The 21,159-nt window shown below is 74.9% G+C and carries 17 protein-coding genes; 7 read left to right on the forward strand and 10 right to left on the reverse strand.

What is annotated here, in order from left to right:
- Window positions 1-2: 2 nt before the first annotated feature.
- Window positions 3-1,508, reverse strand: coding sequence for a nitroreductase family deazaflavin-dependent oxidoreductase (locus ABD811_RS35240; RefSeq protein ID WP_344956422.1), 1,506 nt, complete (start codon window positions 1,506-1,508; stop codon window positions 3-5).
- A 142-nt stretch (window positions 1,509-1,650) separates the two neighbouring features.
- Between ABD811_RS35240 and ABD811_RS35245 the strand changes: the two genes are divergently transcribed.
- The 5 genes from ABD811_RS35245 (at window position 1,651) to ABD811_RS35265 (ending at window position 7,673) form a co-directional block, all read left to right on the forward strand.
- Complete coding sequence (locus tag ABD811_RS35245) at window positions 1,651-2,646, forward strand: Gfo/Idh/MocA family protein (protein WP_344956424.1); 996 nt, start codon at window positions 1,651-1,653, stop codon at window positions 2,644-2,646.
- Window positions 2,647-2,808: 162 nt separating this feature from the next.
- Window positions 2,809-3,786, forward strand: coding sequence for a substrate-binding domain-containing protein (locus ABD811_RS35250; RefSeq protein WP_344956426.1), 978 nt, complete (start codon window positions 2,809-2,811; stop codon window positions 3,784-3,786).
- Entirely contained in the window at window positions 3,783-4,838 is a 1,056-nt protein-coding gene (locus ABD811_RS35255) for an ABC transporter permease (protein ID WP_344956429.1), read from the forward strand. Before ABD811_RS35250 ends, ABD811_RS35255 begins: the two co-directional genes overlap by 4 nt.
- Window positions 4,835-5,668 (forward strand): ATP-binding cassette domain-containing protein, encoded by an 834-nt coding sequence (locus tag ABD811_RS35260; RefSeq protein WP_344956431.1) that lies wholly within the window; start codon window positions 4,835-4,837, stop codon window positions 5,666-5,668. The genes ABD811_RS35255 and ABD811_RS35260 overlap by 4 nt, the downstream gene beginning before the upstream one ends.
- A 79-nt stretch (window positions 5,669-5,747) precedes the next feature.
- Entirely contained in the window at window positions 5,748-7,673 is a 1,926-nt protein-coding gene (locus tag ABD811_RS35265; protein WP_344956433.1) for a bifunctional copper resistance protein CopD/cytochrome c oxidase assembly protein, read from the forward strand.
- On the opposite strand, the gene ABD811_RS35270 is transcribed toward ABD811_RS35265, so the two are convergent.
- From ABD811_RS35270 to ABD811_RS35310, 9 genes are all read right to left on the reverse strand, one after another.
- The gene (locus tag ABD811_RS35270) at window positions 7,609-9,240 is read right to left on the reverse strand and encodes a serine/threonine-protein kinase (protein WP_344956435.1); all 1,632 of its coding nucleotides are present in this window, start codon (window positions 9,238-9,240) and stop codon (window positions 7,609-7,611) included. The genes ABD811_RS35265 and ABD811_RS35270 overlap by 65 nt on opposite strands.
- An 88-nt stretch (window positions 9,241-9,328) precedes the next feature.
- On the reverse strand, window positions 9,329-12,466 hold the full coding sequence (locus ABD811_RS35275; protein ID WP_344956437.1) for a coiled-coil domain-containing protein: 3,138 nt from the start codon (window positions 12,464-12,466) through the stop codon (window positions 9,329-9,331).
- Window positions 12,463-13,185 (reverse strand): DprA-like winged helix domain-containing protein, encoded by a 723-nt coding sequence (locus tag ABD811_RS35280; RefSeq protein ID WP_344956439.1) that lies wholly within the window; start codon window positions 13,183-13,185, stop codon window positions 12,463-12,465. The genes ABD811_RS35275 and ABD811_RS35280 overlap by 4 nt, the downstream gene beginning before the upstream one ends.
- Complete coding sequence (locus tag ABD811_RS35285; protein ID WP_344956441.1) at window positions 13,178-13,783, reverse strand: hypothetical protein; 606 nt, start codon at window positions 13,781-13,783, stop codon at window positions 13,178-13,180. The genes ABD811_RS35280 and ABD811_RS35285 overlap by 8 nt, the downstream gene beginning before the upstream one ends.
- Window positions 13,780-14,985: a hypothetical protein gene (locus ABD811_RS35290; protein ID WP_344956443.1), complete on the reverse strand. Its 1,206-nt coding sequence runs from the start codon at window positions 14,983-14,985 to the stop codon at window positions 13,780-13,782. The genes ABD811_RS35285 and ABD811_RS35290 overlap by 4 nt, the downstream gene beginning before the upstream one ends.
- A gap of 61 nt (window positions 14,986-15,046) precedes the next feature.
- Entirely contained in the window at window positions 15,047-16,480 is a 1,434-nt protein-coding gene (locus ABD811_RS35295; RefSeq protein WP_344956444.1) for an aldehyde dehydrogenase, read from the reverse strand.
- A 135-nt stretch (window positions 16,481-16,615) separates the two neighbouring features.
- Window positions 16,616-17,131 carry a cytidine/deoxycytidylate deaminase family protein gene (locus ABD811_RS35300; protein ID WP_344956446.1) on the reverse strand — a complete coding sequence of 172 codons (516 nt, stop codon included), beginning with the start codon at window positions 17,129-17,131 and terminating at the stop codon, window positions 16,616-16,618.
- Complete coding sequence (locus ABD811_RS35305; RefSeq protein ID WP_344956448.1) at window positions 17,131-17,814, reverse strand: RibD family protein; 684 nt, start codon at window positions 17,812-17,814, stop codon at window positions 17,131-17,133. Before ABD811_RS35305 ends, ABD811_RS35300 begins: the two co-directional genes overlap by 1 nt.
- 69 nt (window positions 17,815-17,883) lie before the next feature.
- Window positions 17,884-18,801 carry an MBL fold metallo-hydrolase gene (locus ABD811_RS35310; RefSeq protein ID WP_344956450.1) on the reverse strand — a complete coding sequence of 306 codons (918 nt, stop codon included), beginning with the start codon at window positions 18,799-18,801 and terminating at the stop codon, window positions 17,884-17,886.
- Window positions 18,802-18,935: 134 nt separating this feature from the next.
- Here ABD811_RS35310 and ABD811_RS35315 point away from each other — a divergent pair, with 134 nt between their 5' ends.
- The gene (locus ABD811_RS35315) at window positions 18,936-20,090 is read left to right on the forward strand and encodes an exonuclease SbcCD subunit D (protein ID WP_344956452.1); all 1,155 of its coding nucleotides are present in this window, start codon (window positions 18,936-18,938) and stop codon (window positions 20,088-20,090) included.
- A 116-nt stretch (window positions 20,091-20,206) separates the two neighbouring features.
- Window positions 20,207-21,159: AAA family ATPase (locus tag ABD811_RS35320; RefSeq protein WP_344956453.1), on the forward strand; the 953-nt coding region annotated here is incomplete at its 3' end.

The raw sequence follows: 21,159 nt of genomic DNA on the forward strand, positions 1-21,159 counted from the left end.
CGCTACGCGCGGGGGGTGAGCCGGAAGACGCGCAGCTGCCGGGTGACGCGGTCGGCGTAGCGGGCGTAGACGGGCCAGGTCTTCAGCAGGCGGGGCCAGATCTCGGCGCGTTCGGCGTCGTCGAGCAGGTGCGCGGTGACGGGGACGGTGCGGCCGCGGAAGCTGACCTCGGCGTCGGGGTTCTTCAGGAGGTTGCCGCTCCAGGCGGGGTGCTTCTCGCGGCCGAAGTTGGAGCCGACGACGATCCAGGAGCCGTCCGGTTCGGGCATGCAGGCCAGCGGCGCCCGGCGGGGGAGGCCGGACACCGCGCCGGTGGTGGTCAGCACCAGGCTGGGCACGATGGCCTGGCCGAGCAGGAACCGGCCGCCGGTCAGCCGGTGCAGCGCCTTGTCCAGCGGCGGGACGATCTTGGGGCCGACCTTGGCGAACCAGGGGGAGCCCGAGACGCGCTGGACGGTGCGGCGGGTCAGACCCGGCATCGGCTGATCCTTTCTGGGGGCGAGCCGCCCGGCCCGGCGGACGGGCAGGTGGCCGGAGCCGGCCAGCCAGGCCAGCGCGTCGGCGACCGTCTCGCGGGGCGGGCGGAGGGTGAGGCCGAGGGCGTCGAGGGCGGGACGGTCGTCGGTCGGCACGAGCGTGACCATGAACTCGGCGGCGTCCCTGGTCAGCGGATAGTCGAAGGGGCGTACGCGCTTGGCCGCGTCCAGCGCGCCCCCGAGGCCGAGCATGACGCCGGCCGGCACGGGCAGGCGGCGGCAGCGCACGCCGGTGAGGTCGTCGCACAGGTCGGCCAGCTGCGGCCAGGTGAGGTAGTGGCCGCCGAGCATCCAGCGGCGCGGGCCCTGGCCGGGCACGACGGCGCGGGTCAGCACCCTGGCCAGGTCGCGCACGTCGAGCACGGACACGCCGCCGGGCGGTATCGGCCACAGCTTGCCGAGCGCGCCGGCCAGGCCCTCCATGAGCGAGTCCAGCCTGGGCTGGTGCGGGCCGCACACTCCGCCCGGGTAGACGATGGTGACGGGCGCGCCCGCGTCCTGCAGCTCGCGGACGTAGCGTTCGGCGGCGACCTTCGAGCGGCCGTAGTCGGTGCGGGGCGCGGCCAGCGGGCCGTCGGCCGTGATGACGGGGCCGGAGGGCGGGACGAACACCGCGACGGTCGACACGTACACCACCGGGTCCAGGCCGCGCGCGACGGCACCGCCGACGACGTTGCGGGTGCCGGTCACGTTGACGTCGACCAGGCCGGCCGGCGGGCCGGTGACGCCGACCGCGGCGGCCGCGTGGACTGCGGCGTCACAGCCGTCCAGCGCCTCGGCGACCGAGGTGTCGTCGAGCATGTCGCCGGGGACCAGTTCGACGCGTTCGGCCGGCACGTCCAACGCCGCCAGGACCTTGGCGGCGCGTCCCGGGTCGCGCACGAGCGCGCGCGGGCGGTGGCCCGCCGCCAGCAGCGCGCGCACGGTGTGGGAGCCGACGAACCCGGACGCGCCGGTGACGAGGACCCGCATGATGACAACCTAGCGCTTGCTAGCCCGTCGGTGGTCTCGTTTCGGACACCTTTATATGCCGCGGCGAGAAGTCCGGGGCGTTGACGCTCGTGGAACGCTCCAGCACACTCGGGGCCCACCCAACCGCCGACCGGGAGAACGCATGAGGATCGGACTTGCCGGCGCGGGGCGCATCGGGGCGCGCCACGCCGCCGCGCTGCGGGAGATGCCCGAGGTCGACTCGCTGGTGGTGGCCGACGCCGACGCGGGACGCGCGCGGGACCTGGCCGCCGGCCTGGGAGTGCGGGCCGCCGACTCGGTGCGGGAGCTGTTCGAGGCCGGCCTGGACGGCCTGGTGGTCGCCGCGGCCACCGAGGCCCACGCGGCCCTGGTCGCCCGCGGCGTGGCGGCCGGGGTACCGGTGTTCTGCGAGAAGCCCCTCGCCCCGGACCTTGATGGAACGTTCCAGGCAGTGCGGTCCGCGGCCGCCGCGGGCGTTCCCGTGCAGGTCGGCTTCCAGCGCCGCTTCGACGCCGGGTACGTCGCCGCGCGCGAGGCCGTCGCGAGCGGGCGGCTCGGCTGGCTGCACACCGTCCGCTCCTGCAGCTTCGACCCCGCGCCGCCGCCGCCGTCGTACGTGCCGGGCTCCGGCGGCCTGTTCCGCGACTGCGCCATCCACGACCTGGACTCGATCCGGTACGTCACCGGCCGGGAGGTCGTCCGGGTGGCCGCCGTCGGCGCCAACAGGGGCGAGGAGGTCTTCCGCCGCCACGGCGACGTCGACACCGGCGCCGCCCTGCTGACCCTCGACGACGGGACGCTGTGCCTGCTGGCCGCCACCCGCTACAACGCCGCGGGCTACGACGTGCGGCTGGAGCTGTTCGGCTCCAAGGACAGCGTCGTGGCCGGCCTGGACGAGCGCACCCCCGCCACCGGGCTGCCCGACGGCGCGTCCCCCCGGCGTCCCTACACCGGCTTCCTGGACCGCTTCGCCGACGCCTACGACGCCGAACTGCGCGCCTTCATCGGCCTCGTCGCGGGCCGGCACGGCAACCCCTGCCCGCCCGAGGAGGCGCTGGAGGCGCTCTACCTGGCCGAGGCGTGCGACCTGGCCCGGCGGGAGAACCGGATCGTGGACGTGGCGGAGGTGCGGCGATGAGGTAGCGGACCAGGGCGGGGACGGGGCCGCCGCCGCGCCGCGGCACGGGAGTGTACCGGCCGCCGCGACGCGGGAACGTTGACATCTGCGCGATCATCCGGAGTCTGGAGGACGCCGGCACGGGCAACCCACCCACCCTCTCGGGGAGAACGGAGACCGCCGATGAAGCGCACACGGACCATGGCCCTGGTGGCCCTGGGCGCCGCGGCAGCACTGGCGCTGGGGGCGTGCAGTGAGTCGGGCGGCAAGAAGGCCGAGGAGAAGGCCACCGCGGGCGGGCCGCCGCTCACCATCGCGATGATCACCCACTCCGGCCCGGGCGACGCCTTCTGGGACATCGTGCAGAAGGGCGCGCAGGCGGCCGCCGCCAAGCACAACGCCAAGTTCCTCTACTCGGCCGACCCGGACGGCGGCAAGCAGGCCCAGCTCGTCCAGTCGGCGATCGACAAGAAGGTGGACGGCATCATCGTCACCTTCGCCAAGCCGGACGCGCTCCGGGACGTGGTGGCGCGGGCCGTCGCCGCCAGGATCCCGGTGGTGTCCATCAACTCCGGGGCGGACGTGTCCGCCCGGTACGGCGCGATCGCCCACTTCGGGCAGGACGAGACGATCGCGGGCGAGGCCGCCGGGCGCGAGCTGGCCAGGATCGGCGCGAAGAAGGCCCTGTGCGTGATCCACGAGCAGGGCAACGTCGGGCTGGAGGACCGCTGCGCCGGGGCGAAGAAGACCTTCGGCGGGCAGATGCAGGATCTGTTCGTCCAGGGCACCAACATGCCGCAGGTCAAGTCGTCCATCACCGCCAAGCTGCAGGCCGACGACGGCATCGACGGCGTGCTGACGCTGAACGCCGCGGTCGCCGCGACCGCCGTCGACTCGGTCAAGGAGAGCGGCTCGCCGGCCAAGGTCGCCACGTTCGACCTCAACAAGGACCTGGTCGGGCTGATGAAGGCGGGGTCGGTGCAGTTCGCCGTCGACCAGCAGCCCTACCTGCAGGGTTACGAGGCCGTCGACGAGGTGTGGCTGTACCGCACCAACGGCAACGTGCTCGGCGGCGGACGCCCCGTGCTGACCGGGCCCGCCATCGTCACCAGGGACGCCGCGGCGCGGATCGAGGCGTACGCCGACCGGGGGACGCGTTGACGGGGCACGCGGTGGCGGGGCCGCCCGCGCCGGCGGCCGACGAACGGCTGGCGCGGCGGTCGTGGGCGCGCCGCCTGCTGGCGCGTCCCGAGCTGGGGGCGCTGCTCGGCGCCGTGGCGGTGTTCGTGTTCTTCTCCCTGGTGGCCGACGCGTTCCTGCGGGCCGACTCCTTCTCCACCGTCCTGTACGCGGGGTCGACGTTCGGGATCATGGCGGTCGGGGTGTCGCTGCTGATGATCGGCGGCGAGTTCGACCTGTCCGCCGGGGTGATGGTGACGACCTCCGCGCTGGTGGCCGCGCTGGTCAGCTACCAGCTCACGCTGAACCTGTGGGTGGGCGTGGCGCTGTCCCTCGTCGTCACCCTCGCGCTCGGGTTCCTCAACGGCCTGCTGTACGTCAGGACCGGGCTGCCCAGCTTCATCATCACGCTGGCGACGTTCTTCATGCTGGCCGGGGGCAACCTGGGCGTCACCAAGGCGGTGACCGGCAACGTGGCCAGCGACTCGGTGCGCGACATGGACGGCTTCTCCTCGGCGCGCGCGGTGTTCGCCTCGGACGTCGACATCGCCGGGGTCAACGTCAACATCACCGTGTTCTGGTGGCTGCTGCTGGTCGCCGTCGCCACCTGGATCCTGCTGCGCACCCGGATCGGCAACTGGATCTTCGCGGTGGGCGGTGCCCCGGCCAGCGCCCGAGCGGTCGGCGTCCCGGTCGACCGCACCAGGATCGGGCTGTTCATGGGGGTGGCGTTCTGCGCCTGGCTGTCGGGCATGCACCTGGTGTTCGCGTTCGCCACCGTGCAGTCGGGGGAGGGCGTGGGCAACGAGTTCTTCTACATCATCTGCGCGGTGATCGGCGGCTGCCTGCTCACGGGCGGGTACGGCTCGGCGGTCGGCGCCGCCATCGGCGCGTTCATCTTCGGCATGACCAACAAGGGCATCGTGTACGCCGAGTGGAACCCCGACTGGTTCAAGTTCTTCCTCGGCGCGATGCTGCTGGTGGCCACCGTGGTCAACCTGGTGGTCCGGCGCAGGGTGGAGCGGGCGCGATGAGCGAACGGGTGCCGCTGGTGCGGCTGGACGGTGTCGGCAAGAACTACGGCAACATCATCGCCCTGCGCGAGGTGTCCCTGGAGGTGCACGCCGGGGAGGTCGCCTGCGTGCTCGGCGACAACGGGGCGGGCAAGTCCACCCTCATCAAGATCATCGCGGGGCTGCACCGGCACGACAGCGGGACCTACGAGGTCCAGGGCGAGCCGGTGGCGTTCGCCTCGCCGCGCGACGCGCTCGACCGCGGCATCGCCACCGTCTACCAGGACCTGGCGGTCGTGCCGCTGATGCCGGTCTGGCGCAACTTCTTCCTCGGCTCGGAGAAGCGCAGGGCGCTCGGCGTGCTCGACGTGGACTTCATGCGCCGCACCACCAAGGACGAGCTGATGCGCATGGGCATCGACCTGCGCGACGTCGACCAGCCGATCGGCACGCTGTCGGGCGGCGAACGGCAGTGCGTGGCGATCGCCCGCGCCGTGTACTTCGGCGCCAAGGTGCTGGTGCTGGACGAGCCGACCGCGGCGCTGGGCGTCAAGCAGGCCGGGGTGGTGCTGCGCTACATCGTCCAGGCCCGCGAGCGCGGCCTCGGCGTGGTGTTCATCACCCACAACCCGCACCACGCCTACCCGGTCGGGGACCGCTTCCTGATCCTCAACCGGGGCCGCGGCATGGCCTACCACACCAAGGACGAGATCACCCGGGAGGATCTCACCGCCCTCATGGCGGGCGGCGCCGAACTCCGGCAGCTCGCGCACGAGCTGGAGTCGACGTCCCGTTCCGTCGCCGAGGAGCTCACCGACCGGCCCGGGGGGATGGACAAAGGCGCCCCCTAGAGCGGCACGGCTGACGGCCCGGCCCGCCCCGGAAAGGTTCGGTTGAACGGGGCGGGCCGCGGCGCCGTACAGGGAAGGTGTGAACAGCGCGCATTCCCACGGAGACGGGCGGGCCGTCCTGATGGCGTCGCCGGGGCCGGCGGCGGTCGGGCCCGCGCAGGCCGGGCTCGGCGCCGTCGCCGCGGCGCTGGTGGTGCTGGCGGTCGTCGTCCGGTTCGGCGGCTCGATGAGCGAGCAGGCCGCGCCCGGGCTGACCCAGGCGGGGGCGTTCACCAAGGGCGCCCTGGCCCTGTCGGAGCTGGCGATGAACGCCGCCGGGACGCTCACCGTGGGATGGCTGCTGCTCGCCGCCGTGCTGCTGCCCGCCGCGTCCGGTCACCTGGAGCGGTGCCTGCGGGCGGCGTCGCTGAGCGCGCTGGCCTGGACGCTGGCCACTCTCGCCGTGGTCGCGTTCTCGGTGGGCGACCTGTTCGGCGTCCCGGCCGGGCACGTCACGGGGAACCTGCTCGCCACGTTCCTGCTGGACCTGCCGCAGGGACGGGCCCTGGCCGCCGTCGCGGTGGCCGCCGCCACCGTCGCGGTCACCGCGCCCCTGGCCCGCACGCCGCAGGCCGCCGGATACCCGCTGGTCCTGGCGCTGGCCGGGCTGCTGCCGCCGATCTTCACCGGGCACGCGGCGGACGCCTCGTTCCACGCCCTGGCCGTCTACAGCCTGGCCGCGCACGTCCTCGGCGCGGCCGTGTGGGCGGGCGGGCTGGTCGCGCTCGCCGTGGTGGCGCGGTGGGACGGGGAGCACGCGGCCGAGGCCGTCGCCCGCTACAGCGCCGTGGCGCTGGTGTGCTTCGCGGCGGTCGCGGTGAGCGGCGCGGTCAACGCGTGGATCCGGCTGGGCGGCTTCGACGTGGGCTCCCGGTACGGCACGCTGGTCGCCGCCAAGATCGCCGTGCTGGCGGCGTTGGCCGGGTTCGGCTGGTGGCATCGGCGGGCGAGCATCCCGCGGCTGCGGTCGCGGCGCGACACGGGGACGTTCCTGCGCGTCGGCGCCGTCGAGATCACCGTCATGGCCGCCGCCATGGCGCTGGCCACCGGGCTGTCGCGGACGCCGCCGCCGGAACCGGTCAGCGACACGCTCGACCCGGTGGAGCTGCGGCTCGGCTTCCCGCTGCCCGGGCCGCCGAGCGTGTCCGCCTACGCCCTGGACTGGTGGGCCGACCCGCTGTTCGGCACGCTGGTCGTCCTCGGCGGCGTCCTGTACGGGGCGGCCGTCGTGCGGTTGCGCGGACGCGGCGGCGCCTGGCCGCTGACGCGCGTCGTCGCGTGGTACGCGGGGCTGACGATCGTGCTGGTCGCGACGTCCAGCGGGCTGGCCCGGTACAGCATGGTGCTGTTCAGCGCGCACCTGGTGCAGCACCTGGTGGTGACCCTGCTGGCGCCGGTCATGCTGTGGCTCGGCGCGCCCGTCGCCCTGGCGCTGCGCGCGCTTCCCGAGGGGCGGCCCCGGGAACTGCTCGACGCGGCGGCGCACAGCCGGGGCGCGCGGCTGCTCGCGCATCCCGTCGTGGCGCCGGCGCTGTTCGTCGCGACCCTCTACGGCTTCTATTTCACGTCGCTGTTCGAGTCCTCACTGCGCAACCACGCGATCCACTCGCTGGCCATGGCGGTGTTCCTGGCGGCCGGGTACTGCTACCTGCGGGCCGTCGCGAGTCCCGGACGGTGCCTGCGCGGAATGGCGCTCCTGGCGGCGTCCCTTCCCTTCCACGCCGGCTTCGCGCTGCGCCTCACGGGCTCCGACGACGCGTTCGCCGCGGGCTGGTTCACCCGCCTGGGACGGCCCTGGGGCGTCTCCCCGCTCGACGACCAGCGCTCGGGCGGCGAGATCGTCTGGACGCTCGGAGTGACCGCGACCCTGCTGTTCCTGGCCGTGCTCGCCTACCGGCATCTCAGAGCCAGGTCGCGTCCCGCAGCACCTGGTCCAGGCCGGGCATCCCCCACTCGTCGAGAATGAGGACCTTCGCCTGCGGGATGTACCACAACCGCTGCGTGAAGAAGACGCCGGTGTGGCCGTTGAGGTCATTGCCCATGCATTCGAAGCGCCACTCCTCGTGCTGGGCGTCCCGCGTTCCGACCTTCGCCGCGACCCGCTGCTTCCGGCCCGCGGGCACGGCCATCGCGTACTTCTTCTGCGCGGGCGGGCATACGTGGCCGGGATCGTTGGACGGGATGTACGGCCGGCCGGGGACATAGGAGCTGGCGTCGCGTTCGCGCTTCCAGCCCATGCCGTACTCGTCGAGCACCTCGAACCCTGGGCACTCGTCCTCCCGCCCCACCATCAGGGGATCCTTTGCGGTGCCCAGCGGCGTGCAGGACGAGTTCGGCAGTTCGACCTTGTAGCTGGCGCCCTCGGTGTTGTAACGGTGCGCCTTCCAGGCCACCGGCGCCTTGACGCGCAGCGCGCCGAGCGTCAGCGTCCGCGTCGGCGCGGCGCTTCGCACGGCGGCGGGACGCTTCTCGGGCTCCGAGCCGACCGCCTTGTAGACGCCGACCCCGCCCACCCCCGCGCCCACCACGGCCGTCCCGGCGATGGCGACGGCGGTCTTGGTGCCCACCGCGGCCAGCAGACCCGACGTGCCGGACGCCGACGCCGCCGACGCCGCCGAAGCGCCGGCGGCACCGGCCGTGCCGACGGCCGCGCCGGCCGGGGCCAGCCCGGCGGCGACCAGCGGGAACAGCGCGGCGAGCGCCACGGCGGCCCCGGCCAGGACGCGCAGGCCGCGCGACTCCCACTCCGGGCCGTACTCCGCGCGCGCCACCGCGTCCAGCTCGGCGACGAACGCGCGGGCGCCGGCGGGGCGGTCGGCCGGGTCCTTGGCCATGCCGCGCGCGACGAGCGGCCGCAGCGGCCCGGGGACCTCCTCGACCGGGACGGGCGCGGACAGGTGCCGTGCCCGCAGCGCGGCCTGCCCCTCGGCCGGGTACGGGCGGCGCCCGGTCACCGCCTCGAAGAACACGCACGTCGCGGCGTACACGTCGGTGGCGGGGGAGGCGCCCTCACCGCGCCACTGCTCGGGCGCCATGTACAGCGGCGTGCCCGCGGCCGAGGACTCCCCGGCGAGCACCGCCACGCCGAAGTCGACGAGCCTGCTGCGCCCGTCCGCCGGGACGATCACGTTGGCCGGCTTGTAGTCGCGGTGCACCACCCCGGCGTCGTGCGCGGCGGCCAGCCCGAGCAGCGAGCCCTTCAGCGCGGTCAGCGCCGCCTCCGGCGCCAGCGCCCCGTGCCGCGCCAGGATCTCCTTGAACGAGACGCCGTCGACGGCCTCCATGATGATCGCGATGCCGTCGTCGGTCTCGACCAGCCGGTACAGCCGCGCCACGTGCGGGTCGTCGACCCGGCCGAGCATGCGCGCCTCCTCCCGGAACCGCTCGCGCACGCGGGCGTCGGCGTCGGCGGCCAGATATTTGATCGCCACGGGGGTGCCCGCGCGGGAGTGCCGCGCCAGGACCACCCGGCCCTGCGCGCCCCGTCCTAGCTCGCGCACCTCGTCGAAGCCCGATACCCGCCACTGCGTCACGGCCGCCCGCTCCTCCCGGTCCCGCTGTCCACGCCTCACCCGGTCCTGGATTTGGACGTGGCGGACGCGGCGGAAGTTTGGTCGATCTTCACTCGGACGCCGTGCCCGCGCCACGGGCGGCGTCGGGCTCACCGGCGGGCGGACGGGACGCGGCGACGTGCTTGGCCAGCGCCCGCACCCGCGCCTCGTGCCGGTCGTACCCGACCACGACGGGCGGCTCGTTGTACGGCATGGTGTCGGACGAGCGGCGCAGCTTGACGTACTGCCCGCACGCGTCGATCGCGTACGGCTCCATGTCGTCCTGCAGCGCGCCGATCACCGTGATGCCGTGCGACTCGCCGATCTCGCGGAACAGCGCCACGGCCTCCTTGCGGTGCTCCTTGCCCAGGTTGCGGCCCAGCTCGTCCAGCACCAGGCACAGGCGGCCGCCGCCGGACGACGCCAGCGCCGCCGCGCACACCAGCTTGACGGCCTTCTCGTCCATCAGCGCGGTGTTGGCGCGCCGGTTGTAGGGGACGTAACGCTGCCCGTCCGAACGCCGCCACTTGGGCGTGACGCGCCACCGCCACTCCTGCTCGGGGTCGGCGGGCGGCTCGGGCGTGGGGAACTCCAGCGTCGCCCCGTACCCGCCGTACTCGACGTCCAGCTTCTCGAACTCCTCGGCGACGCGCTGCAGCCGCGTGCGGATCGCGGCGGTCAGCGCGGTGCGGTGCGCCTCGGCCGCGCCCGCCGCCTCCACGGCGCCCTTCTGCGCCTTGTCCAGGTCGGCGCGGCGCGCGGCCATCTGCACCTCGATCTGCCGCCGCTGGTGCCGCTCGTAGTCCTCCTGCTGCCGCAGGTACGTCTCCAGAGCCCGGACGAGGCGGGGGAACGTCGAGCGTTCGCGCTCGGTGCGGCGGCCCTCGCCCTCGGCGCGTTCACGCAGCAGGAAACGGATCTCCTCGGGCATGTCCTCGTCGGACACGCCGTCGGGGAACACCAGGCGCAGCGCCTCCGACAGGTGCTTCTCGGCGGTGTGCCACCACTCGTCGGGCGTCCAGGTCCGCTCGTCGTCGGTGAGGGCGTCCAGCCACTCGGCCGCCGCCTCCCTCGACTGGCCCCACTCCTTCTCCAGCTCGGCCACGCCCAGCGCGGCGCGGCGCCCCTCCAGTTCGGTGATCTTGGCGCGGATCTGGTCGCGGGTGCGTTCGTGCGCCTCGCGGCGGCCGCGCAGCCGGTCCACCTCCAGGGCGCGCGTGTCGGCCTTGGCCTGCAGGCGGCGCAGCGCCTGCTCGGCCGCGCCCAGCCGCGGCCCCAGCCGCGCCTCACCGGCCGCCAGCTCCTCCAGGCGCTCGCGCAGCCCGGTCATCTTCTCGCGGACGAGCTCCAGCTCGGCGGCGGCCTGCGCGCCCGCCAGGCGCCGCTGCGCCTGCGCCACGTCCGCCGCGGCCTGCGCGGTGCGCTCGCGGGCCGCCTCCAGGGCCGCCCGCGCCGCCTCCAGCGCCGCCCGCGCCGCCTGCACGCGCGCCACCCGCCCCGTCACCGGCTCGGGGAACCCCCCGACGATCACCACGCCCGTGCCGTCGCCGTCGTCGAGCGCGGAGAAGAACCGCCCCAGCGGCAGGCCGCACCGCACCCCCGGCGGATGGCCCTCGCGCTGGGCGACGTCGGCGTCCGCCTCCAGTTCGCCGTCCGCCGGGACGATCATCGACCCGGGCAGGTCGCGCAGGGCCTTCATGGCGGCGTCCAGGTCGCCGGCGCCGACCACGACGGCCTCCCGGTACGGCCACAGCGCCGCCTCCCAGCGCTCGCGCACGTCCTCGGCCAGCTCCACCGCGTCCAGCAGCCCGACCGCCGCGACGCCCGCCGCCGCCAGCGCGCGGATCTGCGCCGGGGCGCTGCTCTCCCCGGCCTCGGCCTCGGCCAGCGCCCGTTCGGCCCGCGACACCGCGCCCCGGGCCATGCCGAACTCCTGCTGCGCCTCGTCGCGCCGGGCCTCGGCCTCGGCCAGCTCGCGGCGCGCGGCCTCGGCGTCGCGGCCGTCGGCGTCGCGGCGCCGGTCCTCCAGCGCCGACACCTGGCGGCGCAGCTCCTCCAGCCCGTTGCGGGCCACCGCCTTGTCCGCGCCGAGCGTGTCGGCCTGCCCCTTCAGGTCGGCCAGCACCGCGCCCGCCTCGGCCAGCTGTGCGTCCAGCGCGCCGCCGGTGAGCTGCTCGACCTCCCGCTCCGCCGCCTTGATCGCCTCGGCGGCCTCGGCGGCGTCCCGGTGCAGCCGCTCCACCTCGGCGGCGTGCGCCGCGTCGGTCCGCACGGCGTCGGTCAGCAGCCGCGCCTGCCGCGTCCGCCAGTCCCGCACCGCCGCCGCGACCTGCTCGCGGGCCCGGTCGCGGCGGTCGAAGGTCTTCAGCAGCGCCGCGGCCTCCCGCTCCCAGCCGGCCAGCCGCTCGGCCGCCTCGGCGGCCTTGGCCCGCTCCCGGTGCTCCTCGGCCCGCGACACCCGCTCGGCCTCCAGCTCCCGGTCCAGCCCGGTCAGCGCGGCGATCGCGCTGAAGATCCGCTCCGGCGGGATCTCGTTGAGCGGCTGCGACAGCAGGTTCGTGGCGACCTTGGAGCGCACCGACGTGGACAGGAACGACACGCACCGCACCTGCCCGCCGTACAGCACGCGGGTCAGGTCCTTGGCGACGAAGTCGCGGCGCCCCGCGCTGCGCGGCAGGCCCGCCCACAGCCGGTCGGCCATGGACACCCGCTCGGCCTCCGACGGGGCCGACGCCAGGTGCACCCCGCGCCGCCACCGGATCTCCAGGTGCGGGGCGTCGGCGTTGACGCGCAGCCACACCGTGACCGCCGACGCGCCGTCCTCCTCGGGGGAGTCGGCGTGGTCGAACACGCCGATGATGTAGCCGTGGTCGGCGCTGGCCCACTGGCTCTCGCCCTGCGCCGCCAGCTCGGCGTTGAACAGCAGCTCGGCCACGGCGCGCGCGCCGGACGCGAACCGCCACTGCTCGTCGCCCAGCAGCGCGGTGATGGCCGCGATGAACGACGACTTGCCCGCGCCGTTGGAGTCCTTGGGGCCCTGCCCCGCCACCACGATCAGCGTGCCCGGCACGGTCGGCACCGGATGCGTGGACAGCCGTGAGATGTTCACCGCCTGCACGGCGATGAGCACACGGTCCCCGACGACGTTCTCGTTGTCCCCGGCCCCGTGCGCGGGGCCGGGCACCAACGGTTCGAGGACGGCCGTCATTCGTTCTCCCCCTGATGCGTTCGTTCTGCGGCGCCGGCCTGCCGGGCGGCGTCGGCCTGCTGCGAGGCGGCGCGGGCGCGGCTGTGGCGGCGGGCGCGGATGGTGGCGGCCAGCGGCGAGTCGGGGCCCGCGGCCAGGATCAGCTCCTCCTGCAGGCGGCGGCGGGCGGCCTCGGTGAGCCGGTGGAACTGCGGGCCCGGGACGAACCCGCCCTGCTCGTCCGATCCCGCCTTCACCTGCGACACCAGGCCCGCCAGGCGCAGGCGGCGCAGGGCGGCCTCCAGCTCGCCGATGGGGAGCTGCGAGCGGCGCCGCAGCTCCTCCAGCGGCGTCGGGTACGGCGACAGCCACGAGTCGTCCGGCAGCAGGCCGGTCGCGCGGGGGATCGCGACGGAGTGGATGAGGATCAGCGTCAGGACCGCGCGTTCGTCCGGCGGCGGCACGCACGCCGGGTCGGCGGCCAGCGCCTCGGCGACGTCGTCGCGGTAGGCGGACGTCCAGCGCGACGGGCCGCCCTTGACGGCCGTGCGCACCAGCGTGCGACCGGTCAGGGCGAGCATCTCCTCGACGGTGCGGCGCAGGGCGGGCTCGCGCAACGCCGGGAACCGCACCTCGGGCACCGGCTCGGCCGCGTGCTCCACCGCCATGTACGCGGCCACCAGCTCCGCCCGCCGCTTCTCGTCGTACGAACGCAGCAGCGGCTCGAACAGCTCACTCACCCGCATCCTCCACGGGCTCGCCCGGCTCGCCCGCGGGGGCGGCCTGCTCGTCGACGTGGGGCAGCGGCTCGGGCGGCTGGGGAAGACGGCGGATCAGGTCGCGCAACGAGCCCAGCGAGCCCTCGGGCCACAGGGCGACGCGGGGGCCGGGCCGGACGGTCGCGGCCTCCTTGTCCAGCAGCAGCCACCCGGTGTCGTGCAGGCGGCGCAGCTCACCGGTCGCCCAGCGGCGCGCCAGTTCCGCGTCGCCCCGCGACATGCGCACGTACACCTCCAGCACGTCGCCGACGGGGGCGCGTTCACCGGGCCAGGGCGCGTCGTCCAGGCGGGGCCAGCAGCAGCGCAACGCGGCGGCCAGCACACGGCGCGCCTGGCCAGGACGGTCCAGCGGCATGGGCGCGATGTCGTACTCCTCCAGCAGCGCCGGGGTGGCGCCGTCGGGCCACGGGGGCAGCAGCCACACGCGCGAACCGTCGCCCGCCGTGACCAGCCCCGGCGGAGTGGGGTCCGACACCGCGATCGAGGGCGCGCCCAGCAGACGTGCCCGCGCCCGGGCGAGCACCTCGGCGGGCACGGTCGGGGGTACGGGCGCGTTCACGGGCCTGTCCTTTCGAACACGCCGGGGGACAGCCACGTCGGCGACCCGTCCGGACGCGTCGCCAACCCGTCCGACCACACCAGCCGGTAGGGCAGCTCCGGGTGCAGGTGCGCCGACGACAGGTCGGCCAGCAGACGCCGTGCGGCCGTCCAGTCCTGGTCGAGCACCTCCTCCACGGCGACCCGCTCGCGTCCCCGCAGAACCTGCTCGGCGACGACACGAAGACGTTCGGCGGCGGCGTCGTCGCTCGCCGCGTCCTCCGACAGCCCCGGGTCCGGCACGGACGGACGGGGCGGCGCCGGACGGGGCGGGGTCGTGCGGGGGCCGTCCTCCACGGCCGTCACCACCGCGGCGGGCTCGTGCCAGGGCGCCGGCGCGTCGAACACGAATCCGTTCAGCACCGCCGCCAGCTCCTCACGGGAGGCGGTGCGCGCGAACGTCCGCCACGTCTCGGGCGGAAGCAGCGTGAGGTTGCGCGTGGTGCCCGCGGAATCCGACAGCCGGGCCGCGGCGCGTCGCGAGGCGTCCCCGTAGGCGTAGATGGCGGCGCGCAGATCGGTGCAGGTGCGGTCCAGCTGCGGCCAGCGCCGCAGGATCGCCCCGTGCAGCCGCTCGGCCCGCTGCAGGATCTCCTCGGTGCCCCACAGCTTCGGCGCCTGCTCGCGCAGTTCCTCGATGGTCCCGTTGGTCAGCGTGACCAGCTCGACGCTCCACAGGCGGAACGCGCGCGCCAGCCCCTCGGCCCCCGCGCGCGCCTGTTCGGCCGTCATCCGGGGGTCGGCCACGTTGAGCTGTTCCAGCGCCAGCAGCCGGTGCATCTCGCTCTGGCCGCCGTCCAGCATCATCCGCCGGACGAACATCAGCCCCACCACGCTGGTGAACGACGCGCGGTAGCGAAGCTGGTTGGGCTTGGGGAACACCTCCCGTATCGCGCCCAGGCCCTTGAGCACGCGCAGCCGGTTCTCGAACACCTCGGTGGGGTAGCGGCGGCACACGTACCGCATCTGCTCGCGGCTCAGCCCCTCTTCCCCGGCGTCGGCGAACGCGGCCAGGAGCGTCTCCGCCACGTCCACCATCTCGGGGTCGTCGACGACGGCGCCGCTGTCACGCGCCAGCGCGGCGAACATCTGCCGGTAGACGCCCAGCACCGCCTCGCCGACGAGCACGTCGTCCAGGCTCGGAGCATCGTTGGTGGGGGACACGGCGCACTACGGTACGGCCCCCGTCCCCCGAACGTGGAATCGACGGCCGGGCTCGCCGGAATCAGGACGGCCGGGGGATGGCCTTGTGCTCCAGGTACGCCTCCAGCCCCTCGGGGCCGAGCTCGCGTCCCAGGCCGCTGTCCTTGAAGCCGCCGAACGGCGTGTTGGGGTCGAGCACGTAGAGGTTGACGCCGCAGCTTCCCGTGCGGATGCGGCGGGCGACCTCGACGCCGTGGTCGACGTCGGCCGTCCACACCGAGCCGCCCAGGCCGTAGGCGCTGTCGTTGGCGATGCGCACGGCGTCGTCCTCGTCCTCGTAGGGGATCAGCGCCAGCACCGGGCCGAAGATCTCCTCCTGGGCGATGCGCATGTCGTTGCGGACGCCGGCGAACACCGTGGGCGCCACGTACCAGCCGCGGTCGTGCGGCCGGTTCAGCCCGCCGGTGATGATCTTGGCGCCCTCGTCCTGGCCGATCCGGATGTAGTTCTCCACCCGGTCCTGCTGCCGCCGCGCCACCAGCGGGCCGATCTCGGTGCCGTAGTCGGCCGGGTCGCCCACGGTCAGCCCGCCGACCATGGCGGCCAGGGCGTCGGCGACCTCGTCGTAGCGGCTCCGCGGCGCCAGGATGCGGGTCTGCGCCGCGCACGCCTCGCCGTTGTTCATCAGCGACGCCATCTTCAGGCCCTCGACGGTGGCGGCCAGGTCGGCGTCCTCCAGGATGATCGCCGCGGACTTGCCGCCCAGCTCCAGCGTGACGCGCCGCAGGTTCTCCCCGCACACCGCGCCGATCCGCCGTCCGGCCGCGGTGGACCCGGTGAACGCCACCTTGTCGACGTCCAGGTGCGCGACCAGGTACGCGCCGACCTCCCGTCCCGCCGGGACGATGTTGACCACGCCCTCGGGGACGCCCGCCTCCTTGATCCACTCGGCCAGCACGTAGGCGTCCAGCGGCGCCTCCGGGGACGGCTTGGCCACCACGGTGCAGCCCGCGAGCAGCGCGGGCGCCAGCTTCAGCATCAGCGTGAACTGCGGGACGTTCCACGGGTAGATCGCCGCGACCACGCCGACCGGCTCGCGCGTCACCGTGACCGGGCCGAGCATGCCCGCGCGCTCGTCCTCCCAGGCGTACCCGTCGGCCAGGTTCACGTAGTACTGCAGCACCATCTGCGCCATGGCGGCCTGCCCGAACACCGAGAACAGGATGGGCGAGCCCATCTCCTCGGTGATCAGGTCGGCCATCTCCTGCTGCCGCTCGGCGTAGATCGCCGCCAGCCGGCCGAGGATCGCGGCGCGTTCGGCGGGCGTCATGCGCGGCCAGGGCCCGTGGTCGAACGCGCGGCGGGCGGCGGCCACGGCGGCGTCGATGTCGGCCTCGGTGCCCTCGGGCACCCGCCCGACCACCTCCTCGGTGTGCGGGGAGACGACCTCGATGGTGCCGGTGCCGGCCGGGGCGGCCCAGTCGCCGTCGATGAACAGCCGATCGTGCTCGCGCATGCCGCCGCACCTCCGCGGGGTGTTGACCGAATGCTTGCTTGGTCACAGCATCGCATGCCGCCCCCCGGGATTGGCAAGAGCCGGATGAGACTCGCGTCTCACGCCCGTCGACTCACGCCCGCGTCATGGCGGGCGCTACGGCAGCAGGTGGGCGTTCGGCTCGCGGGCGCGCCCGGCCAGCTCGGGCAACTCGACGACCCGCACGCCCTTCGCGCGCAGCAGCTCCCTGCCCTCGCCCTCGACGAACAGCGACGGCTCGCGCCAGGCGAACACCACCCGCGGGATCCCGGCCGCCAGGATCAGGTCCGCGCAGGTGCGGGGACGGGACCGGCGCCGCCCGCACGGCTCCAGCGAGCTGTAGAGGGTCGCGCCGGCGAGCGGCGCCCTCACCGGCGCGGGCGGCCCGGCCCACGGATCGGCGCCGAGCTTGGCCAGGGCGGTCTCCTCGGCGTGCGCGTGCGGGTCGGCCTCCCGGGAGAAGCCCCGGGCCAGCTCCCGGCCGTCCGCGTCGACGATCACCGCGCCGACCGAGAACGCCGTGGCCGACGGCGGGCACAGCGCGGCCAGGTCGCAGGCCAGCGCCAGCCAGCGCAGGTCGTCCCCGCGCCGGGTGGCGGGCGGCTGCGCGGCCGGTGGAGCGGCGCCGTCCATCAGCGGCCGCCGCCCGCCAGATAGCGCAGCAGCACCAGGTCGCCGATGCGGGTGACCTCCTCCAGCCGCATCGGCGCCGCCGGGCTCTGCGGGTACACCCCGGCGCCGACGAACCGCGGCGCCGCCGGGTCGCCGATGAAGAACGGCGCCACCACCAGCTGCAGCTCGTCCACCAGCCCCGCGGTCAGGAAACGGGTGTGGACGCCGCCCCCGCCCTCGACCATCAGCCGCCGCACGCCGCGCCGCGCCAGGTCGCCCAGCAAGGCCGGGAGGCTCACCGGGTCGCCCGCGTCGACGACCTCGGCGCGTCCGGCCAGCCGTTCGGCCAGCCCGGGCGCGATGCCTGACGGCGCGTACACCAGCTTGGGCGACTCCCCGGTGGTGAAGAACCGGGCGTCCGGGTCGAGGTCGCCGCCGGCGGTCACCGTGACCTTGGTCAGGTCCGGCGGCAGGCCGCGCCGCACCCGCTGCTCGCGCCGGGCCTCGGAGCGCACGAGCAGCCGGGGGTCGTCCTGCCGCACGGTGCCCGCCCCGACCATGATGGCGTCGCAGCCGGCGCGCACGGCGTCCACGCGGTCCCAGTCGGCGGCGGTGGACAGCCGCAGCCGGTCCGGGCTCGCGTCGTCGATGTAACCGTCCACCGACATCGCGCAGCTCAACAGCACGTAGGGACGCTCGCTCACGCCGGTAACCCTAAGGCAGGCGCCGCGGCCCCGAGCCCACCGGAGGCGCGCCCGGCGACGCCCGGCCGGTCAGGCCAGGCAGGTGGGGGCCTGACCGTCGTTGTACTCCACCATCTCCAGCATGGCGGTCATGGTGTCCAGGGGGGCGCCGGGCGGTTCGCCGCGCCGCTCGGCGTAGGCGCGGTGCAGGTTGCCGACGAGCCGTTCGGAGTCGGTCAGGCCGGCGAACTCGCCCAGGTCGGTCTCGCGGGCGGCCTCCAGCGGCGACAGCCCGGCCTCTGCGCCGCGCCGCGCCACGCCCTGGACCCAGCGCAGGTACGCCTCGGCGCGGTCGAACAGCTCCGGCCCGCCGACGGGGCCGTGCCCGGGCAGGACGGTCTCGGCGCCGAGCGCCCGCAGCCGGTCCAGCGCGGCCAGGCTGCCCGCGACCGACCCCCACAGCACGAACGGGGTGCCGCCGTTGAACACCACGTCCCCGGCCAGCAGCAGCCGGTGCTCGGGCACCCACGCCACGATGTCGTTGTCGGTGTGCGCCGGCCCCACGAAGACCAGCTCGACCTCCAGCTCGCCCACCCGCAGGGTCAGCCGGTCGGGGAACGTCACCGTCGGGGGCGTGACCTCCACCTCGCCCCACTCGACGTGCGGCCACAACAGGGTCAGCAGCAGCCCCTGCTCACCCATGGCGGCGGGGCACGCGTCGTGCCCGATGATCACCGCGTCCCGGGCGAACAGCCCGTTGCCGTAGGTGTGGTCGCCGTGGTGGTGGGTGTTGACGACGGTGCGCGGCGGCAGCGCGGTCACCGAGGCGATCGCCTCGCGCAGCCCGCGGGCGCGCCGCTCGGTGGCGGCCGTGTCGACCAGCGTCACCGCGTCCGGCCCGACGAGGAACGCGGCGTTGTTCAGGCACCAGGTGCCGTCCGGCTGCAGGTAGGCGTAGATCCGGTCGGCGATCTCCTCCAGGCGGGGCGGCGGGGCCGTGCGCATCATCGCTCCTTCGGGCCGAGGCCGGGCTCACGCGGGGACCACGCTACGCGCGTCCGGCGGTGACGGGGTGATCCTTTGGGGTTTGTCGGCGTTTCTGTGCCTGATGTGTCGGAGGTGGCGCCTATGGTGGCCGGGACATGCGATTTCTCCACACCTCCGACTGGCATCTGGGCAGATCCTTCCACCGCGAGGACCTGCTGGCCGCCCAGGGCACGTTCGTCGACCACCTGGTCGAGACCGCGCGGTCGGAACGCGTGGACGCCGTGCTGGTCTCCGGCGACGTCTACGACCGCGCGCTGCCGTCCGTGGACGCGGTGCGGCTGGCCGACGAGGCCCTGTCGCGGCTGCGCGAGGTCGCCCGCGTGGTGCTGATCTCCGGCAACCACGACTCGGCGCGGCGGCTCGGCTTCGGCGCGGGGCTGATGGACGCCGCCGGCGTGCACCTGCGGACCGACCCGGCGGCGGTCGGCGAGCCGGTGCTGATCGGCGGCGTGGCGGTCTACGGCATCCCGTACCTGGAGCCCGACCTGGTGCGCGGCGACTGGAAGCTGGACGAGCGCGGGCACGCCGCCGCGCTCACCGCCGCGATGCGCCGCATCCGCGCCGACCTGGCCGGGCGCGCGCCGGGCACCCGCTCGGTGGTGCTGGCGCACGCGTTCGTCACCGGCGGCGAGGCCCCGGAACCGGAGACCAGCGACAGCGAGCGCGACATCTCGGTGGGCGGCGCGGCGAACGTGCCGGCCGGGGTGTTCGACGGCATCGACTACGTGGCGCTGGGCCACCTGCACGGGCGGCAGCGGGTGACCGAGCGGGTCCGCTACTCCGGCTCGCCGCTGGCCTACTCGTTCTCCGAGGAGCACCACGTCAAGGGCTCCTGGCTGGTCGACCTGGCCGACGACGGCACGGTGACGGCCGAGTTCGCCGAGGCGCCCGTGCCGCGCCGCCTCAGGCGGCTGCCCCCCGCCCGCATCGACGACCTGCTGACCGATCCGCGGTACGACGCCTACCGCGACCACTGGCTGCAGATCACTCTCACCGATCCGAACCGCCCCGCCGCCGCCATGGAGCGGCTGCGCCGCCGCTTCCCGCACGTCCTGGTGCTGGGCCACGCCCCTGAGGGCGGCGACGAGCGGCCCGAGCGCACCTGGTCCGAGCGGGTGCGGGAGAAGTCCGAGACCGACATCGCCGGCGACTTCGTGGCCGAGGTGACCGGCGCCCCGGCCGGCGACGCCGAACGCGCGCTGCTGTACGAGGCGTTCGAAGCCTGCCGCCAGAAGGAGGCCCAGGCGTGAGCGAAGAGGGCACGGCGTGAGCGAAGAGGGCACGGCGTGAGCGAAGAGGGCACGGCGTGAGCGAAGAGGGCACGGCGTGAGCGAGGACGGCACGGCGTGAGCGAAGGGGGCGGGGCATGAGGCTGCACCGGCTGGAGATCACAGCGTTCGGGCCGTTCTCCGGCACCGAGCGGATCGACTTCGACGCGCTGTCGGACGCGGGCCTGTTCCTCATCCAGGGGCAGACCGGCGCGGGCAAGACCAGCATCCTGGACGCGGTGTGCTTCGCGCTGTACGGGCAGGTGCCCGGCGCCCGCAGCCGCAACGACGCCACCGGCCTGCGCAGCGACCACGCCCCTCCCGGCACGGCCCCGCAGGTGGTGCTGGAGACCACGATCCGGGGGCGGCGGCTGCGCGTCACCCGGTCGCCCCGGTGGGAGCGGCCCAAGCTGCGCGGCCAGGGCACCCGGGTCGAGCAGGCCAAGGTCACGCTGGAGGAGTTCGAGCGGGGCCGGTGGGTGGCGCTGTCCACCCGGCTGGACGAGGCGGGCGACCTCATCGGGCGGCTGCTGGGCATGACGCGCGACCAGTTCTGCCAGGTGGCGATGCTGCCGCAGGGGGAGTTCGCCGGGTTCCTGCGCGCCAAGGCCGACGAGCGCCGCGAGGTGCTGGAACGGCTGTTCGCCGCCGAGGTCTTCACCCAGGTGGAGAAGTGGCTGGCCGACCGCCGCCGCGACACCCACCGCGAGGCCGCCGACCTGCGCGCCGACGCCGAGTCGATCGCCGACCGCGTCGCCGAGATCAGCGGCTCGGCGTCGCCGCGCCAGGCCGCGCGTCCCATCGTCCCCGCGCCCCGGCAGGGCGAACCCGCCCCCGAGCCCCTCGAAGACGTCGAGATGCTGCCCGCGTGGGCCGCCGAGCTGGAGGCCTACCTCTGCGACGTGCTCGCGGTCACCGAGGGCCTGCTCGCCGAGACCCGCGAGAGGCTGGCGGCCGCGCGCGCCGCCGCCGACCGGGGCCATGCGCTGCACGAGCTGCGGCAGCGGCACGCCGAGGCGGTGCGCCGCCGCGCCGCCCTGGAGGAGCAGGC

The sequence above is a fragment of the Actinomadura miaoliensis genome (genome assembly GCF_039536785.1).
Classification (GTDB): domain Bacteria; phylum Actinomycetota; class Actinomycetes; order Streptosporangiales; family Streptosporangiaceae; genus Spirillospora; species Spirillospora miaoliensis.

Bases quoted from the DNA above. Each gene is read 5' to 3' on its own strand.
- ABD811_RS35245 (WP_344956424.1), top strand. From the start codon at position 1,651: ATGAGGATCGGACTTGCCGGCGCGGGGCGCATCGGGGCGCGCCACGCC.
- ABD811_RS35300 (WP_344956446.1), bottom strand. From the start codon at position 17,131: ATGGACGGCGCCGCTCCACCGGCCGCGCAGCCGCCCGCCACCCGGCGC.
- ABD811_RS35275 (WP_344956437.1), bottom strand. From the start codon at position 12,466: ATGACGGCCGTCCTCGAACCGTTGGTGCCCGGCCCCGCGCACGGGGCC.
- ABD811_RS35310 (WP_344956450.1), bottom strand. From the start codon at position 18,801: ATGATGCGCACGGCCCCGCCGCCCCGCCTGGAGGAGATCGCCGACCGG.
- ABD811_RS35295 (WP_344956444.1), bottom strand. From the start codon at position 16,480: ATGCGCGAGCACGATCGGCTGTTCATCGACGGCGACTGGGCCGCCCCG.
- ABD811_RS35260 (WP_344956431.1), top strand. From the start codon at position 4,835: ATGAGCGAACGGGTGCCGCTGGTGCGGCTGGACGGTGTCGGCAAGAAC.
- ABD811_RS35250 (WP_344956426.1), top strand. From the start codon at position 2,809: ATGAAGCGCACACGGACCATGGCCCTGGTGGCCCTGGGCGCCGCGGCA.
- ABD811_RS35315 (WP_344956452.1), top strand. From the start codon at position 18,936: ATGCGATTTCTCCACACCTCCGACTGGCATCTGGGCAGATCCTTCCAC.
- ABD811_RS35240 (WP_344956422.1), bottom strand. From the start codon at position 1,508: ATGCGGGTCCTCGTCACCGGCGCGTCCGGGTTCGTCGGCTCCCACACC.